Origin of the sequence: Pseudocitrobacter cyperus (assembly GCF_039889165.1) — a bacterium.
GTDB classification, from domain to species: Bacteria; Pseudomonadota; Gammaproteobacteria; order Enterobacterales; family Enterobacteriaceae; genus Pseudocitrobacter; species Pseudocitrobacter cyperus.
Map to the genome: position 1 here is coordinate 30,461 of NZ_JAYMYY010000012.1, position 18,329 is coordinate 48,789.

Below are 18,329 nucleotides of genomic sequence, written 5' to 3' on the forward strand. Positions count from 1 at the left end.
TTTACCATGCTCGAACAAATGGGCATTGCTGCCAAACAGGCTTCCTACAAGCTGGCACAGCTATCGAGCCGTGAAAAGAATCAGGCTCTGGAAAAAATAGCTGATTATCTGGAAGCATTCAGCGCGGAGATCCTCGATGCTAACCAGCAGGATCTGGCTGATGCGCGCGCGAATGGTCTGAGCGAGGCGATGCTCGACAGGCTGGCGCTCACTCCCGCACGTCTCTCTGCTATCGCCAGCGATGTACGTCAGGTCTGCACTTTGGCGGATCCGGTCGGGCAGGTGATTGACGGCGGGCTGCTCGACAGCGGCCTGCGCATTGAACGTCGCCGCGTCCCGCTCGGCGTGATTGGCGTGATTTATGAAGCGCGCCCCAACGTCACTGTGGATGTCGCCAGCCTGTGCCTGAAAACCGGCAACGCGGCGATTCTGCGTGGCGGGAAAGAGACACATCGCACCAACGCCGCCACGGTGAAGGTCATCCAAAAAGCGTTGCAGGAGTGCGGCTTACCGGCGGGCGCCGTGCAGGCGATCGATAATCCGGATCGTGCGCTGGTCAGTGAAATGCTGCGCATGGACAAATATATCGACATGCTGATCCCTCGCGGCGGCGCGGGGCTGCATAAACTGTGCCGTGAGCAGTCGACTATCCCCGTGATCACCGGCGGGATTGGCGTGTGTCATATCTATGTTGATGAAAGTGCGGAAATCGCCCCGGCGCTGAAGATTCTGGTGAATGCCAAAACCCAGCGCCCGAGTACCTGTAACACTGTCGAGACGTTGCTGGTTAACCAGCACATTGCTGAACGTTTCCTGCCCGCGCTGAGCAAGCAAATGGCGGAAAGCGGCGTAACCCTGCATGCCGATGAGCGTGCGATGGGGCTGCTTCAGGATGGCCCGGCGCAGGTTGTGACGGTTAAAGCGCAAGAGTATGACAACGAATTTCTGTCTCTCGATCTCAACGTGAAGGTGGTGTCCGACCTGGACGATGCTGTTGCGCATATCCGTGAGCATGGCACTCAGCACTCCGATGCCATTCTGACGCGCACTCTGAGCAATGCTAACCGCTTTGTGAACGAGGTCGACTCCTCGGCAGTTTACGTGAACGCTTCCACGCGCTTCACCGACGGCGGCCAGTTCGGCCTGGGCGCGGAAGTGGCTGTCAGCACACAAAAACTGCATGCGCGTGGGCCTATGGGTCTCGAAGCACTGACCACCTACAAGTGGGTTGGCTTTGGTGACGATACCATTCGTGCCTAATTAACCCCGGGTGGTGCAAAAGTAGCCATTTGATTCTCAAGGCCATTGACGCATCGCCCGGATAGTTTTAACCTTCTTCACCGTGATTCGCGCCCGCGAACACGTCCTTTTCAGGGCCGATATAGCTCAGTTGGTAGAGCAGCGCATTCGTAATGCGAAGGTCGTAGGTTCGACTCCTATTATCGGCACCAGTCACTTATATCTTATTGATTTAATTAACATTAAATTCGTTCGGAGTGAAATCGCGTAGCCTCTACTACATAGAGGTCATACAGCCGATGGCTCAACGTGATAATCTGTATCGCCGTAGCAGCGGTATTTATGTTGTCCGTATTGCAGTTCCCGCCCGATACCGTCTCTACACGGGACAGCGTGAGATTCACGCTTCAACAGAAACAAACGACATCAGAAAAGCGCGAGCGATTGCCGCAGTCCTATTGGCTGCCTGGCAGCGATGTTTGGGTGAGTATCAAAAATTGGATAGAGAAAAGTTGGTGAGCAGTGCGCCTGCTTTGGCGGGCGAAGGAATGATCAGCCTTGCTGAATTTTGCGGTTTAACGAGTGCTTCCCTGCAACAAGTTGCTCAGCGCCTGCTTGATACGAATATCCCGCTGTTTTGGCTTGCTGATGGGCGTCCTGCTTACTATGTGGAAGACCTTTCACTCGTTGATAAAGACGATCCTGAGGTTTCTGGATTTATCATCGATAGTGCCATTAACATCGGGATCAGAGGTTCTCTGAGCGGTTATGTTCAGCCTTTGGTTTCATCACGTATATTACGTCAGATGATCGCTGGCGAGCCGCTGGATGCAGAAACCGCATTTAAATCCTCAGAGGCTTCATCCAAAGCCGCTTGGTTCGTTGACTTTCCCGGTGTCGAAATCTCGCCTAATTCATTGATGATTCATCGTGTTCAAGCCGAGCGCTTACGATTATTTTGGCTGTCACATAGCACCGCAGTTTCTCCAGTCATGCCAGAGAAACCAAAAGCAATTACCCCTGTATTATTGCCCTCATCAATACCGGATAATGAATATGTAAATCGTAAATACTACTCAGTGAAAATGAGCGAGTTATGTGAAAAATATATTCGCTACAAGCGCGGGGGGAAATTCACGGAAAAGGCAGAGAATCGAGTTCGGGAAGGGTTTGGTTTATTCCTTGAAGTCATGGGTGATTCAACGCTTGAAAAAGTTGACCGTGACTTCCTCCGTAAGTATGAGAGCTTACTAAGGTCGATACCTGCAAGGCGCGATCTGGCAAAAATAAGATATAAAATCAATGATGTTCATGAATTGATTGTAAAGGCCAAAGAGAATGGCGACCCTCTAATGAGCGATAATGCCGTTCGTAAATATATGCGAATTCTCTTCGAGGCTTTCCAGTGGGCTGATGGAGAGGGCATTTTTATTAAGTCTCCTGCGAATAAATTCTTTGCACCTGTTGAAAATGAAAAGATGGATCAGGATTTCAAATCTGATTTCACTGATGGGGATTTAAACGCTATTTTTGGTATGCCTTGGTATAAACGTGGAACTGTCGATAAAAACAGTCAGGGGCAATTCCATCATTATCGTGCATTTCATTACTGGCTACCGCTAATTGGCTTTTTTACCGGAGCGAGGATAAATGAATTATGTCAGCTTTATCTTGACGATATTAAGCAGGATACTGTCGGTTTTTATTTCTTCGAAATCAGCAATGAGCGTGCAGATCAGTCGCTAAAAACTATTCATTCGCGACGAAAAATACCGTTGCATCCGACATTGATCAAACTTGGATTAGTCCGCTATTGCGAAGCATTGAAGAAAGCAGGCCATGAACGTTTATTTCCCGAGCTTCCTTACCACCCTGTAAAAGGATATGGCGATAAAGCTTCGGACTGGTTTAACCGCTCGTTGCTCAAAGAACGGTTAGGCTTTGAAAAAGAGAGCAAAAAATCTTTCCATTCATTCCGTCACACGTTTTCTACTAGGCTCAAACAAGCAGGAATCGACAGCGAGACGCGTGCGCAGTTTGTTGGACATATCCGTGGTTCTGGCGAGACAGAGAACCGGTATAGCAAAGATCATCCACCAGCGGCTCTCTATGCTGTTCTTGAGAGCGTTACGCTAGGTCTACCGGAAGTTGCTCCATTTGTTTGCGAAGATGGTGTGGTTGCTGTAGCTGATGCGCTACGGATTAAGCAGAACAACAAATCGCGAAAAGAACCGCAATAGTCTGACTTTCTCTCTTGCTCTAACGCGCTCAGAACGATTCTGGCGCGTTTTTTATTAAGGGTGGTGGATTGCATAGTGCCAAATTTGGAGGCGCTTAAAATGCGTCTGGTGAGACTTGATTTGCATTAGCTCAGAATTGATCTCACGATTTTCTCTGACAGCATACAATCAAGTCTAACAGTCCACCTTGAGCGAAGAGCAGACGAACATTTGACAAGCACATGTTTTTCTTTTCTCAATGATCACATGCTTATTGTTAAGACATAATGTCCTATGAAATATCAATGTCCAACGATGTAAATAGGAATCCAGTTCTTTGGGAAGTTATGTTGCTTCCAGGTCTCCATAAACCTATTTTTACCCATAAAATCTTGAGTTACATAAAAAACAGCATAGAAAAATGAATAATTGAAATCATTGGTGTATCCTTGTGTATCAGATACTACCTCTTCAATGTTCTTGTTCAATCTATCTTTGCTATTCGCATACTTATATTCAATTGCAGCTTTTAGTTCAGGCACTAAAATATCAGGTTTATATTGTTTATTGGGCTTCAAAAAAACACTACCTGCATTAGATGAGGAAGGAAAAATAACATTGACAACCTGTTTTATAGGTTGATAAACATCTGCTTCCTTTATGGGGTTTATCCCTAATGCGTTAAGATAAGATTCAGTTCCGTGAAGTATATTTTCAAGATAAATTAATCCTGTTTCTTTTCTATTAGAATCGATAAATCCAAAAGGACTTAAAAATTGGGTCGTCTTTGATAAGAACGTGTTATTGAACTCCCCAGTCCAATAGTCATCACAATTAAACTCATTATAATACTTGCATTTTTCATAGTCTTCTCCAAAAATCCTATGAAAAATAGATAGATAGTTAGGGGTGTTATTTTTCTCCACATAAAGAGATACACTTAAATAAATAGACTTTAAAATATCAAAAAATGGCCTCTCATATTTATCATGACCTTCACTAACCCATTCTTGATAATCAGGATATAAATCTGGGGAATTAGACCACTTACTTTCATCTGTCTGATGTTTTATAACTAACGGTAATAACTCATAAGCTTTACTTAGCAAGTCAATGATGTTTTCTTCTAAATATTTCAAAATTAATTCCTTTTTCATTCGTTAATTACTGACAACTATATCGTAGTTATAACAGCAATATGAAATAAATTTCGCACCCAAATTCCCAACAAGCCCTATTCCTATCAACTACGGTAATATATATAACTTAATCAGACCTGAGCGATTTTCAATCAGCAAGTCCTGATGAAGTGACGCCAAAAGGTGTTTAAACTGAATCGGCAAGCATCATATAGTCAGTTCCGTCCCGCTCTACACCTGCTGACAATCCTCCTTATTGTTTGTAATGTCCACTTTTGGCACAAAGCTGCCTATCAGATTAGGTTTGGCTATCTGCCTTAGCTGTTTTAGATCAAATCTAAGCTAATACACTTGATTACCTACGATTGCACCCGCAGCCCTTTCACACTTTCTGATGGTAGGTTAATCACTGTCTTAATGCAGTTCTCTATGCTGCCAACGATGTCTTCGCGTGGGCCGCTTTGCCAGTCTGCGCTTGCGTAAAAAGCATCGAGAACCGCAGTCATGCTTTCAGCACTGTCAAAGGCGCGAATCAAGTAGTAGCAATCCAGGTCATGAAGCGAGTTGCCAAACGAAACAACATCGATCCCGTGGCTTTGGTGTAGGGGAACACTGATTCCCTGCATTATGGCGTGAAAAGCGGCACCGCTGCCTTTGCGTAAGGTGTATTGCAGTATTTCGACGGTTCTCAAGCGTTATCTCCGTGTTGCCCTTGAGCAGCTACTAGTTGATAGCAATAAAGTAAACCGGACTGGGCCGTGAAGTTACTGCTAATCAGACCGTCATCCGTAAGCAGAAGCTGAGATATGCTGTTCAAACGCGCTGTAAGGCTCTCTGGCGAGTGTTTTAAAGAAGGTAGTCAAATCATGGTGCAGAATTCGCGGCGCTCTCATAGAGTGACTGGCGAAGCCAGTTGAAACAAGCGTAGCGGAGTTCGAGCAATCAATGAGAAATCTGGGCGAGCTTTAGCTTTACCGCGTCGCTTAACATTGGAGGCTGATTGCCTCTATAAGGACTGTCTCACCGCCACGGAAATTTTCGGATGCAATGCTTAAGAGGGGCGCTTCCAAACCTAGGGCATCCACTTTTTCGCTCCCAACTTATCTGGCTGCATTTACACCGCGAACACGTTGAACGTTAGCAGCTTCTGGTTCGTGTTTGGTTGTTACGCAGGTAAGGTAAAAACGGCAGGTTTACTTTTGACGGGAACGCCATAAGACGCCAAACAGCAGAGAAGTGTAATTGTTAAAAATGTTAAAACATAACTTGTTCTTTAAGATGTAAACCCTTCCTCGGGGGGGAAGCCGGACATATCAACCCTAAGGCCATCTGAGAAGATAGCCTGTAGGTTTGCTCGGTTCCCCTTGCCAGATGAAGATCAAGTCTTCCTCGTGGTGTGACGACCTTTCTTGAAAGATGCATTATGCGCAAAAGAAGCTACTCAAGAATCCGCCGATAGCTACTTTCACCCTCTGCTTGGCTGCATCAAACGCTTGCGCGCCCTACCTACCACAATCAACGTTACACAGAGTTCCCATCCTGACGTTTTACGCAAAAGAGCGGTAATGCTCCACCTATCCGGACCGGTTTACCGCATGAGATAGATGTCACGACCAAAATAGCATAGGCTTAACTTCAATAAAAGTGTTATATATCAGTGAAGTGCGTTCATATTTTGAAAGCACTTCACTGATATAGAACAACACATAGCATCAGTATCGGTATAATTGATTGTCGACACCGTAGTCGGTTTGGCTTGCCATTATAATTAATTAACATTAATACAACAGGTTAACAGGTGGCTCAATGTTATTAGCTCATATGTCGGCAGTGGAAGAACAACTTCTTGCCACTTCTAAAATCCCTGCAAACTCTGGTCACTCTTTGCACAAAGGAACGCCGAGAGAAGCTTTCATCAGAGAATTTTTAGAGGCCCACTTACCTTCAACACTTGCCATTGGCACAGGTGAAATAATCGACAGTGAGTCCTCGCCAAATTCGGCACGACGGCAGTTTGATATTGTGATTTATAAACGTAACCTTCCTAAGCTTGATTTTGGTGGTGGTGTGAGTGGCTTTCTTGTGGAGTCAGTGATCGCAACGATAGAAGTTAAGTCCACCCTTGATAAAGCTGGAATGGAGCAAGCTATTACTGCTGCCTACCAGGCAAAGAAGCTTAAAAAAAATGAACAATGGTCTTTCAGTAGTGGTTATATCCCTCCAGCCATTCTCAACTTTGTTGTAGCTTATGATGGGCCTCAGCAGATGGATACGGTTCTTGGTTGGATCATCGAAATAGAGAATAAATTAGGTTTTGCTGGAAACGATTTACCTTTAGGAGAGCAGAGAATACGCGTCCCAAGTGAATCGATTGATGGAGTATTTTTACTAGATAGAGGCTTTGTTACATTCGATAATTTTCCAATCGGATTTTTGAATGATGAAGCTCGAGGAAAGATGCCGAAAGCTAAGTGGGTCGCTGCAACTGTGCAGAGAGGAAGCTTGCTATGGCTTTTCCAAATGTTGACTCAAGCTTCTATGAACATCAGTGGAACTTTTTTGAATTTAGTTCCGTATATGGAAAAGCTGAAAGTTGATATCCGCACTGGTGGGTAAGTTAGTGCCAACAAACGACCGTTTTCCGGCACCCCTTCGCAGGTATCTTCCGGGATGTTGAAAAATTAGCCTTGGCAATTGTTGGCAGGCGTCCTATTGTTGACACCGTTTTCTGACAGGTATTGAGAGGTGTTGAGAATGGCGATTTTCGGCTACGGGCGTGTCTCTACCGCTCAGCAAGATACGGAGAACCAGAGGTTGGAGCTTGAGCAAGCTGGTTGGATGTTTGACTTTTGGTTTGCCGATATTGTTAGCGGGAAAGTTCAGGCAATTCAGCGTAAGGCGTTTGCTGAAATGCTTGGCAAAATTCGAACCGGTGAAACACTGGTAGTGGCAAAACTCGACCGTTTGGGGCGTGATGCTATTGACGTGCTCCAGACAGTCCGATTGTTATCTGATCGCGGCATCAAGGTGATCGTCCACCAGCTTGGAACAACTGACCTCACTTCTGCTGCCGGTAAGCTTCTATTGTCGATGTTAGCAGCGGTTGCGGAGATGGAGCGTGATCTACTGATTGAACGCACTCAGGCAGGTTTGTCGCGAGCAAAAGCCGAAGGCAAGAAATTGGGTAGACCTTCTAAAATCGCACCAAAAGCCCGTAGAGCGATTATAGAGAAAAAGAGTAGCGGAATCAGTGTCAGTGCGTTAGCGCGTGAATACGGCGTTTCCAGAGCAACTATAGCCGCGTTGCTTTAAACGTTTATTGCTTCTCGAAGCTCTTGGGCGACAACTCGTTGTATAGCGGTTCTAACTTTCAGACCGCAGGGCTTATCTCAGAGAAAGATTGCCAATGCACTTAATCATTTGGGCATAACTACGCCTCATGGTGGAACTTGGCGATTGTCTCAGGTTCATGGAATAATCAGTAGGTTAGAAGAAAATGTGAAAGAAGAGACTCAGTTTAAAATGCTTTCAGTTGCGTTAAATGAATTCTTCACTTAAAACATAACGGTGTCGCATATGTCGATGTTTATGAGAGAGTTAAGTTAAATTGAAGAGCGTGTTCTTCTTTGTTCCAATGTCTTCGGTGGATGCGATACAGTCTAACCTTATGAATTGCTTATGAAATCTCCTATCAACGCTATTATATGACAGATAGGAGGCAATTCTTATCTATAAAAATAATTGTTAGAGGCTATCATGGATGTCTTACAGGAAATATTGAAATGGTCTAGTTCCGAGCTACCCCTCTGGGCAAGAGACTGCTTAAGGAGACAATTGGCTTCTCCCTCATTGGAGGATAGTGATTATGAAGAATTATTGGAATTGATAAAGATAGAAAATAAAATATTGCCCTCCGATAAATTAGAATCTCTCCCCTTAAATAAGGATCATATTCCGGTTTCAGCGGTTAATGATCAAGTCATTAAGATTAAAGAACTAAGTAGTCTTGTTCACGTGAATAGGATTGCGCCTGACCAAAAAATTGCATTCTGTGATAATGGGATTACCATCATTTATGGTATGAATGGTGCGGGCAAATCAGGATACGGGCGAGTTCTCAAGCATGCATGTAGAGCACGAGATAAAGGTGGTGCGATACTCCCTAATGTAAACCTGCCTGGCTATTCATCCAATATACCTAACGGGAAATTTAAAATTTCTCTGAATGGGAAAGAACACGATTTACAATGGTCTTATAATTCACCATCCCCAGAATTGTTGTCCTCAATTAGTGTTTTTGATACTCTTTGTGCATCATCATATCTGAAAGAAGGCGAGGCTGCTTATTTACCTCGTGGTCTCGATATTCTTGAAGAATTTGCAAATATAATAATTCCTAAATTAGCAGAAAAAGTTTTAGCCGAGGCTAAGGCTATAGATGTGAATAAAGATATAACTCAAATTTTTACAGATGGCACTAGTGTATCTGATATATGTAAAGTATTGGACCATAAAACAGATGTCGTAAAATTAAGAGATTTAGCCACTTTAAGTGATTCCGAGCTAAGTAGGGATAAAGAGCTAGATAGAGTTCTGGCAGAAAAAAATCCTGAGGAAAAGTATAAAGAATTACTAAGAAGTGTATCGCACATAAAAGAGCTTTGCGTTAGGATCAATAATCAAAGTAAGTTTATAAATAACGCGGCCATGACAAAGCTTAAGTCGTTGATCGAAGGCGTTACTAATGCAGAAAAGGCATTAAATGAGTCAGCTCAAAAACTTGCGGCCGGAGATGATTTATTGCCTAACACTGGTGAAAGTATCTGGAGAGATTTGTTTCTGTCTGCCAAAAAATACTCGCTCAGTTGTGCTTACCCAGGCCATGATTTTCCCTCCGTTGGTCGTGATGCAAAATGCGTTTTATGCCAGCAACCTATATCCGAAGCAACTGACAGAATGTTACGCTTCAATGAGTTTATTAATGATGATATATCTAAATTATTAGATGAAAGAAAATCTTCTCTAAAAACAGCTAGAGAAAAAATATATACTGCTACCCTTGATTTTAGTTTTAATGCTGCAATACATATTGAAATTGGCAATGAGCATAGCGAATTAATTGAAAGAGTTAATAAGTATCAAGAAGATATTATCAATACAAAGACTGCGATGCTTTCAATGATTGATAGTAAGAACTTCGCGAATATCGAATTTGATTATAATCCAATTTCAGAGCTAAGACTTCTGGCTGCTAGCAAGTTACGTGAAGCAAGGTTATATAAGCAAGCATCCAAAAAAAGAAAGATTGACGCTCTAATAAAGGAAAGTAAAGAACTCAAAGCACGAATTATGCTTGCGGAAAAATTAGAAGGCTTAATTTCTTTAGTTGATAGGTTGAAGTTATATAACACTCTTAACTCAATTAGCTTTTCAGCATTATCAAAAAAAGTATCAGATAAATCTAAGTTGTTTGCAAATTCAATAATAAGTAATGCTTTAAAAAAAGATTTGGATGAAGAATTTTCTAAATTGGGTGTTTCTCATATAAAAACAGTTCTCAAACCAAGAGTTTCTAAGGGGAAGGTTTTTTATAGTTTGCTTTTGGATATACCTATCTCAAATAAGGTGGATTTAATTTTGAGTGAAGGGGAACAGAGGGCTGTATCGTTAGCATCTTTTTTAGCTGAATTAAAACTTGCCAACCATTCATGTGGGATCATTTTTGATGATCCAGTATCTTCTCTTGATCATCATAGAAGAAGACGGGTAGCAACAAGATTGGTTGAAGAAGCAAAAAATCGGCAGGTAATAATCCTCACGCATGATATCGCTTTTTTGAGCGAGTTAATATTTGCTACCGAGAAAAATAATGTCGATAGCTTAATACATCACCTGCAATGGACTGGAGATTTTTCAGGCTGCGTTTATGATGGTTTACCTTGGGATAAGGTCAGCTATAAAACCAGAGTTGAAAAGTTAAAACAAGAATCTCGGCAATTAGATCCTTGGCCTGTATATCCCAGTGCTGAGCAAGACAACTCGATGCGAAGATTATATAGCCGTATGAGATCAACGGTTGAGAAAATGGTTGAAGATGTGATATTCGCTGGGATTGTGGTTAGATTCAGTGAAATTATAGGAGTTGGCAGTTTACATAAATTAAGTGGGCTTGAGCGAGAATGTTGTATTGCGATTTCTGAACTCTGGTCAAAATGCCATCGTATTACTGATGCTCATGATCAACCTGCATACAAACAGACAGCGTTACCAAGCCCTGATGAATTTCGAGCAGATTTAGAGCTTATTTTAGATTTAGCAAAAAAAGCAGCAGCGACTCAGATTAAAAAATAGTTAATCTTTAAGCATTCAGGGAAGAATTCTCTGAATGCTTTCATTCAAATGAAGCCGCGATGACTTCCCCAGTGTTGGCGTTAAAAACACAAAAGTATTGCAATGGTATCAGCATATTCATGCTGTTAATGGCCTTAGCCTGTTGTCCAAATGCTTGAATCGTTCTCTTTTTCTCGTCGTGCCATAAGTAAGTTCCGAAAATCGGTTGAGCTTCACTTTCCTGCCACACATGGCGAAACGTCGCTTTATTGTCCATTACCTGCTTGCACTGTCTGACGGGGTTGTGGTGCGCTTTTGCATAGCATTCCGGTGTATTATCTGAGCAAGCAGCACCTTGCTTTTCTGTTGTGTGTTCTGCACTCACAGCAGAAAACGCACACACTCCCAGCACCAAAGCGAGAGTTCCCAAAATGCCCCATGATATTGCTCGTAGGCTGCTGATCTGCCGTTTTATTGAAACGTGAGCAACTATGCTGTAACTGGCCCAGCTAAGCACGGCTCCCGCTGCCATCGGTAATATAAAGCCTGATTCCGTCATGATTCCCTCATTTGCCAAACAACATCACAGCTTGTAGTGAGTGCTGGAGACACTTAACCAGTGATGACCATCATACGGTTTTGATTTTATTTGTCACTATTGGTATTCATTTTGAATCTATTTGGTGTAGTGATACAGGCTTCTTGCGAAGGAGATTGTGCTCACAAATAGAGTTTTTAGATTCAAAATGTCTCATATGGAGCGTGGCCTTACAGTGGTCAAAACTGCACATTCAGTGCATGAAAAAGACCTTGAGAATACAGTTTGGCGAGCGGGTAAAAGAACTGCGCATTGCCACCGGAATGAGCCAGGAAGCCTTTGCTGATCGGTGTGGGTTTGCTCGTAGTTATATGAGTCGTATTGAACGTGGTGGCTCCAACGCGTCTCTTGATGCGATTGAGGTGCTGGCTAACGCTCTGAGTGTTGAGCCATGGCAGTTATTAGCGTCTGACTCATCTAAAGATGACGACCCGGAACTGTTGGTTCCATACGCGGCCGATGGCTCGTGCTTTAATCCTGGACTTGCGAGTAGTCGCGATGGTTCGTTTGGCGTAGGTGATAAAGCGGCTCAGAAGCGTTTTGGCACGTTTTCCGAAGCACTTGAGTATCTACGTAGCATGGAGACCGCAAAGTGGCGTAGGCCTAATGCCAGTGGCAATTGGGGCATTGTGTCAGCGGTGCGATGGGACAAACTGAGAAGGTAGAGCAAGTATAAGTTTAAGAATTCCGATGCTGTATGGATGAACAGTGTTTATTGGGTGCTAATATTTTACCGTTTCATCAGCCTTTTGTTTCTATAAGAGTGAATGAAACACCAAAATTCAGGTGCATTACGTAGGCGTTACGGTGGCGTTTTTTCAAGGCTAAGTCAAAGTAAGTGTAATAAAAGTCATATATAACATAGGCTTGGTGGGGTGGCCTTGAAAGTGACTGATATTCATTTGTCCTTTCGGAATTTGAACGCAGTTGCATTTCCGGTTTGAGTGAGTAACGGCAGTATTTAACCTTAGGAAAAATCATTGAACGAATCCGCTCCACTCTTAAAACCGCGCCACACACTACAAGTTGTGCGTATTCCTTCTTCAGAAGTTCAGAATTTGGGTTTTACTTCATTTTATAGCTGGCTCAATAGCTTAGGGTATGACACGACCAATCATAGTAATCAGCGAGCTGATTGGGCGAGAGATGGTGGCTGGCACTTGAAGGCATGTAAGAATAAGGTCAGTAACCAAGAAGATTTCTGGTTAATTTCATTTGATGGAAAAGGCGGTGTTTTACTTTCTGAAAAGTCCCAACAAGACTACCGAAGTGCTTATCGTCGCTTGATTAAAGAGGGCTATCAGCCCGCACGAATCGAAGCAATGACGAGAGGAGAGCTTTACTCGACTTACAACGAGGTTAGAGGATCAGCACGAAGCCACCCTCACTTAAAACCGAGTCAGGTTGATCAAGCTGATTTCGAGCTACATCCCGATCAGATACGGCATATGGTGAATAGCTCAATGATTAAGACCTATAACACATATAGTCGCTTCGGTCAGGCTCGCTTCCGTAATGCAGTATTGCTGAATTCCTTGAATGTGTGTGCTGTAACTGGTGTTGAGTATCGTGCCGCATTGGATGCTGCGCATATACACCCGCATAGTAATGGAGGTGCGATGAAAGTAGCGAATGGGATTGCTCTTCGAAAAGACCTTCATGCTGTTTTTGATCGCGGTGATATGGCAGTCAACCCGGAAACCCTCACGATTCATTTTAGTGAGCGAGCAATTGATAGCTACCTCGATTTTGAAGGACACGTAATTCAAACAGTGCTGTCACTTGATAAAATTGCCTTGGTCGCTCGCTGGGAAGAGTTCTGTTCTCGTGTAAAGTAAAATCTAAATGTCATCAGGAGAGAGCTGTAAAAGAGTTTAAGGTCTTTCGGAGTAAGACTACTTCATCATGTAGCATCTACTACAAATGCGTCCTACAATCGAACCCCACAAACTCATGTGGTTACGCGAGTTTCGGTAATGCGAAGGTCGTAGGTTCGACTCCTATTATCGGCACCATTAAAATCAATAAGTTACATTCAGTATCGCTATCGTTTACACCAGTAACTCTTTCCTATGTAACGGCTGATGTAAGTGATTTACATCAACGAAAATCAACATTCTTTCCCTGCCAGCATCTCCGGATAGTGTTTTTGCGATAATGTTGTTCATCGTCTTAGTCAGGTCGAGACGCTTGAACGTGATATGCCCCGATCCATTCTGGAAGTATCGTATTGAAAGATACTCATCTTCATATACGGCAACTGTGTTGCTTGCTGATATGGTCTGCTAACCTGATGCTGAGATCGCGGCGGTTTTCGGGAAGAGGCTTTCCATCAAGCAGATTTAGCATGCGATGCACATCTGCTAGCCGATGCAGCAGATTGTTATTCTCGAGGGGTATGCGTAGTGGTGCACTCTAGTGAAAGGCAATGCTTCGAAGAAGCATAACCTATGCGGAGAAAGGGTTGCTTTGAATCCAGAAACACATAGTTCTGTGAAACACGGGGCTGTTCCTGCTTCCATTAACTGGGTTTACATCAGCAATGGGCGCAGAATGCTGCCCTGTTGCTGTATGTTTATCGACACCTTTCTGTGTTCAACTGGTCCATGTCTTTCAGCGCCTCACCCAACAAGACTTCAATTCTATCACTAATTATAACGACAGACTGCCACCAGACAATCTGGTACTGCATAAGTTGTTCTTACAATTACAATAAAAAGCCTATTGTTTTTTATCTCTAATGCATTTAAGCAGCATCATTAATTCGCCCGATACGCTGATATCCAGATAAGGTTCAGCAATGATTAATATTGAGGCAACTTTCTCTAATCCTGAATACTCACTGCCAAGACAAGCCCTTTCAATTTGAGTTGCTGAAATCCTTGGTGCGCTGAACAAGAACTTCTGCTGCTGTGAAGCAAAAAGCCATCGTTTTACAAGCAACGCTTCCAGTGCTGTCTCTGTATAGTTCTTCACCAGCCTTGACACCTCTAATAACCGGCATGAATTTTTCCATAGCTGAACAGGTGTTAACGAATTGCTCTGTAATGCCAGCAGTGCAGATGCTGCCTGTTGGTATATATTATTCCCAGGCATTTCTCCATGCAAAACAGCAATAAGTCCTTTGAAGTCCGTAGAAGGTTCAGCGATATGCTCAAGTGCATCGCTCCATGAATTTAAAAGCGAAGGCAACACAGAACTTTCCGAAAAACTTGTTATACAGGCGGCAAGAACTATTTGGCTATTTAATACCCATGGTGCTTCATCCTTCCAGTAATCCTCTGGAACTGGAGGTATCTCCCCAACCTGATGGGTGTCAATATTATTTTGTTCAACGGTTTTCATGTAGGACATACCTTCATGCACCCCGATAAGGTTCGGAATTAATTTATCAAATGTTTTTTCTCTAAATAGTGACTCCAGCGCCAACATCCGACCGTAAAATACCGAATTTAATGGCATTCTTCCTTTTGTTGCCATATGAGCGCGTTTAGTAATTTTATCTCCCAAGGATAAAAAATCCTCGGTCGCTGCCAACAATCCCCACGAACCACTAATATCAATGAGTCGGTGATCAATAATTTTTTCATGGGGTTCCTGATTGCTGCACATTCCTGGTAGGGGCACTACTAAGTCATGTTCAGAATATCCTATCGTTTCAAAATGAACCCATGCGATACAGTGCCTAACCGTGGCATGTAAGTGGTGGGCTCGAATATCATCCTTGGTTTCAATAGACGGCAGACAATCCAACACGTCAGAAAAGAGAAGCAGGCATTCTTTTTTCTTATCTGAACGCCATAAGGAAACAGCAGCATCCGCCATCAAACCAACTCTTATTCTTATTTGGATCTTTGATTGCCCGGTAATTTCCGCACCTTTTTGGAAAAAAACGGCTGACTCTGACCAGTTGTTCAATTTAGCAAAAGCAATGCCCATATACCGGCAGGCAAAGACATAATCCACATTACCAAAATCAGGCAAGAGCAAGGCTTTCTGGAAAGAATGTATCGCATCTGAGTAACGCTCTGCGTGAAACAGTACCTTGGCGCGCTGGTTGCTCAAAGTAGCATCATCTTTAAATTCCTTACCCGCTTTGTCCAGCACAGATAAAGCCTCATCGACTGAGTGCTCATATTCATCATAAATGACTGAAATATTGGACAAACAAGCTTTATAGAGTCTTCTCGCTCCCCACTTGCGGGCTTTTGTTTCTGTAAGTCGGAGTATATGCAGCGCTTTCTGAATGTCCAGGGAACTGTCTTTTTCTTCTTTCCAGCAAGATTGGTTAATTAAAACATTCGAAAAATCAGTATCAATGTCACAAACAGCAAGAAGCCTATTTCTTTTATCTTCTTCAAGGAGGTCAAGCGAAGTAATAAGCTCAAGGAGATCATCCAGCCCATTTATTCTAACTGCCTGATGAGAAAATAGAAGTGTTACCGGATCGTTTGTATCTATAGAATATTCTCCGGGATAAGGAGAAAAAGACACATTATCTACGACTCCACTGTCCAGGGCATCCATCATAGAACTTAGTAATCTGACCACAGTTAATGACGGAATATGTACCCTTATATTAGCCAATATACTGCCATAGGCCATTAAGGTTGAGAGATGCTTCTGCTCTTCAGGCGTAATTGAAGCAACGATTCCTTCTATTTTAAGAATACTCGTCAATACCTTCGCTTCTTGTGACGAAGACACAAGAAGCTTGAATTGAAGTAAACGAAGTAGCAATTCAGTCATTGCTTCATCATCAATAATCGTTTGGCCCGGATTCAAGGCTACCTCTACAAACCAAGACATTGAATCACGAAGATAACTCAAATGTTTATCGCTCTCTCGAATAAGCTGGCTCGCTAGAGAAATAAGTATCGTTTTTTCTTTCGCTAAGAATGCGTGCAGGAATGCATTCGCCACATCGTACTGGTTGAGTTCTTTTTCATTAACAATACTGTGCGCAATTTTGATATGAACGGCGTTAATCTCGTCTTCAGGCAAAGTATCGTTAGCTGCTCCTACCAACAAAGGGGATACTCGATAAAGGTCGCTACCTTCCTTTTCAATCCAAGGGCCGACGAGTGTATCAAAAATCTCGCCAGGCAATCGAATGGGAGGCGGTGCTCCCGCAATGGCGGTAACAATATTACGCCGGAAAGATCCTGAAACGAGACTAAGTCTATAAGCCAAAACCCTGGCAGCATCAGAAGGGAACTCCCTGACAAGACGGCTGCGGGCTTCTTCTTTTATACGCTCAACATCCTCCGTTTGTAAGATGTCATCAATCGTTGCAGACCACCCTCGACTGCTTAACGTTCTGACCCTTGCATGCACTAGTTGTGGATGTCCTCGGGTGGAGTAATAAATCCCCCGCCCAGTTTGAACGACTTTTTTCGGATCATGGAGCCCGTGTATTTTAATTAACGCTCCAATCTCCTGCTCGTTAAAATAGGGAATGGCTTGTTCGCTCTCCTGAGAAAGCCAAAGCTTAGGGAACAACGGCATGGGAGGCGGCTTCTGACCTGTCACGATAACCCTGCCTTTATTTTGCACTACAGTGAAAATCAGCGTGATAAGTTCACTCTCAAAGTCTGCAATGTCACTCAAATCCAGATCGTCCAGTACCAACTGGATTGGCAGGGCGGATGTATTGACTTCTATTGCTGCACGGGAAAGCATTTCCCTGATTTGATCAGTGGATCGTCCCCGAAAACTTCCCCATCCCCAACGGCCACCCATTTTGTCAGAAAGCAAGGCCGCAAGGTTTGTTTTACCCGTTCCGCTGCTGCCGTGTAAAAAAAGCACTTGAGAAGACAAAAGCTGCCGTTCTAACTTTTCGACAAGGATAGTTCGACGCACGGCACCGTCCACAACCGGCAGTGGCCTTCCAATCGTAGGCACGCGCGCAAGCAGTCTTGCTATTTCACTAATTTCTGCATTATCCATGAACTGCTGCAAGCTGCTGTTCCTTCGCAAGCCATCCAGCTCATTTTTAGGAACAGACTCCATGGTGGCCGACTCGAATGCATCCCAAAAAACTGTTTGAAAAAGTGGCTTTGAACCTTTTGTAGAAAGTAAATCTGCGACGTGTTTAAGGAGATGCGGTAGCGCTTGACGTGAATAATGCGTATTAATCCCGAGTTTTGAACCATGCAATTTGAGCTTATCTTCAATGACCAGCTGCAACGCATCTTTTTTCTTATTTCCCAAATCCCACTCAATTCTATTGATGAATTTGTGGTAGAGAATATCCACGGTCGCAGACTTCACGAATTCCATAAGCGCGGGGTTCAGTGGGAGCGTTATAAGAAATGAACGCAATGGCTCAACCTGCTCAGTGTTTGGCTGGCACTTCTTCCAGTATTCAAGTCCTTTTTGATTTTTCCCAAAGGGGGCGCCTTTTTCATCGGCTGCTGAGGCTGTCGTTAAAAACCGCAAGGTAACATTGTGATGGGGATTGTTCTGCTGCAAAGACCAGAAGTTATTAAGCGTCTCGACAATTTCAGGAGAACGCAGTGTTAGATTGCTGGATAAATCTTTGACTTGAGTACTAATGACGGACTGCCCTGAACAGATATCAAAGTCTTCAGCGCATTCAAGGAACAAAATTTCACTTTCATTGAGATTGATCCATGCAAGGACACTCTGATAAATCTGGTAAACGTATCCGCGAATACTGTCGGTAGCATCGCGCTTTGCATCTGTTTTATGGCTTGGCGTCGCAGTCATTTAGGCACCATCAATTATCCCTATACCAAAAGTATACCTCAGCTGATTGTGCAATTCTTCTTGTTAGTCATC

General features: G+C 43.5%; 13 protein-coding genes and 1 tRNA gene. 9 read left to right on the plus strand and 5 right to left on the minus strand.

Features of this window, described 5'->3' with window-relative positions:
* The first annotated feature begins 6 nt into the window (after window positions 1–6).
* From proA to VSR74_RS22355, 3 genes are all read left to right on the plus strand, one after another.
* The gene (gene proA, locus VSR74_RS22345) at window positions 7–1,260 is read left to right on the plus strand and encodes a glutamate-5-semialdehyde dehydrogenase (RefSeq protein ID WP_347796728.1); all 1,254 of its coding nucleotides are present in this window, start codon (window positions 7–9) and stop codon (window positions 1,258–1,260) included.
* A gap of 115 nt (window positions 1,261–1,375) precedes the next feature.
* Window positions 1,376–1,451 (plus strand) — tRNA-Thr (locus VSR74_RS22350).
* Window positions 1,452–1,538: 87 nt separating this feature from the next.
* Window positions 1,539–3,479: a site-specific integrase gene (locus tag VSR74_RS22355; protein ID WP_325875180.1), complete on the plus strand. Its 1,941-nt coding sequence runs from the start codon at window positions 1,539–1,541 to the stop codon at window positions 3,477–3,479.
* Between the two features lie 281 nt (window positions 3,480–3,760).
* On the opposite strand, the gene VSR74_RS22360 is transcribed toward VSR74_RS22355, so the two are convergent.
* Together VSR74_RS22360 and VSR74_RS22365 are read right to left on the minus strand one after the other, a co-directional pair.
* Window positions 3,761–4,615 (minus strand): hypothetical protein, encoded by an 855-nt coding sequence (locus tag VSR74_RS22360; RefSeq protein ID WP_347796729.1) that lies wholly within the window; start codon window positions 4,613–4,615, stop codon window positions 3,761–3,763.
* 341 nt (window positions 4,616–4,956) lie between these two features.
* Window positions 4,957–5,289: an NIPSNAP family protein gene (locus tag VSR74_RS22365; protein ID WP_130028675.1), complete on the minus strand. Its 333-nt coding sequence runs from the start codon at window positions 5,287–5,289 to the stop codon at window positions 4,957–4,959.
* 1,114 nt (window positions 5,290–6,403) lie between these two features.
* Between VSR74_RS22365 and VSR74_RS22370 the strand changes: the two genes are divergently transcribed.
* The 4 genes from VSR74_RS22370 (at window position 6,404) to VSR74_RS22380 (ending at window position 10,948) form a co-directional block, all read left to right on the plus strand.
* Window positions 6,404–7,213: a DUF6602 domain-containing protein gene (locus VSR74_RS22370; protein ID WP_001570724.1), complete on the plus strand. Its 810-nt coding sequence runs from the start codon at window positions 6,404–6,406 to the stop codon at window positions 7,211–7,213.
* Window positions 7,214–7,351: 138 nt separating this feature from the next.
* A complete protein-coding gene (locus tag VSR74_RS22375) occupies window positions 7,352–7,909 on the plus strand; it encodes a recombinase family protein (RefSeq protein ID WP_347796730.1) in 558 nt (185 codons plus the stop codon).
* Between the two features lie 42 nt (window positions 7,910–7,951).
* Complete coding sequence (locus tag VSR74_RS23285) at window positions 7,952–8,155, plus strand: recombinase family protein (RefSeq protein WP_225627637.1); 204 nt, start codon at window positions 7,952–7,954, stop codon at window positions 8,153–8,155.
* Between the two features lie 276 nt (window positions 8,156–8,431).
* The gene (locus VSR74_RS22380; protein ID WP_347796731.1) at window positions 8,432–10,948 is read left to right on the plus strand and encodes an AAA family ATPase; all 2,517 of its coding nucleotides are present in this window, start codon (window positions 8,432–8,434) and stop codon (window positions 10,946–10,948) included.
* A gap of 40 nt (window positions 10,949–10,988) precedes the next feature.
* Here VSR74_RS22380 and VSR74_RS22385 read toward each other — a convergent pair whose 3' ends face one another.
* On the minus strand, window positions 10,989–11,486 hold the full coding sequence (locus VSR74_RS22385; protein ID WP_347796732.1) for a hypothetical protein: 498 nt from the start codon (window positions 11,484–11,486) through the stop codon (window positions 10,989–10,991).
* 239 nt (window positions 11,487–11,725) lie between these two features.
* Between VSR74_RS22385 and VSR74_RS22390 the strand changes: the two genes are divergently transcribed.
* Together VSR74_RS22390 and VSR74_RS22395 are read left to right on the plus strand one after the other, a co-directional pair.
* Entirely contained in the window at window positions 11,726–12,190 is a 465-nt protein-coding gene (locus VSR74_RS22390) for a helix-turn-helix domain-containing protein (RefSeq protein WP_024185272.1), read from the plus strand.
* A gap of 315 nt (window positions 12,191–12,505) precedes the next feature.
* A complete protein-coding gene (locus tag VSR74_RS22395) occupies window positions 12,506–13,363 on the plus strand; it encodes an HNH endonuclease (RefSeq protein ID WP_001358293.1) in 858 nt (285 codons plus the stop codon).
* 213 nt (window positions 13,364–13,576) lie between these two features.
* Here VSR74_RS22395 and VSR74_RS22400 read toward each other — a convergent pair whose 3' ends face one another.
* Window positions 13,577–13,804 (minus strand): DUF4942 domain-containing protein, encoded by a 228-nt coding sequence (locus tag VSR74_RS22400; RefSeq protein WP_411914279.1) that lies wholly within the window; start codon window positions 13,802–13,804, stop codon window positions 13,577–13,579.
* Between the two features lie 442 nt (window positions 13,805–14,246).
* The gene (locus VSR74_RS22405; RefSeq protein WP_347796733.1) at window positions 14,247–18,257 is read right to left on the minus strand and encodes a tetratricopeptide repeat protein; all 4,011 of its coding nucleotides are present in this window, start codon (window positions 18,255–18,257) and stop codon (window positions 14,247–14,249) included.
* Window positions 18,258–18,329 lie beyond the last annotated feature (72 nt).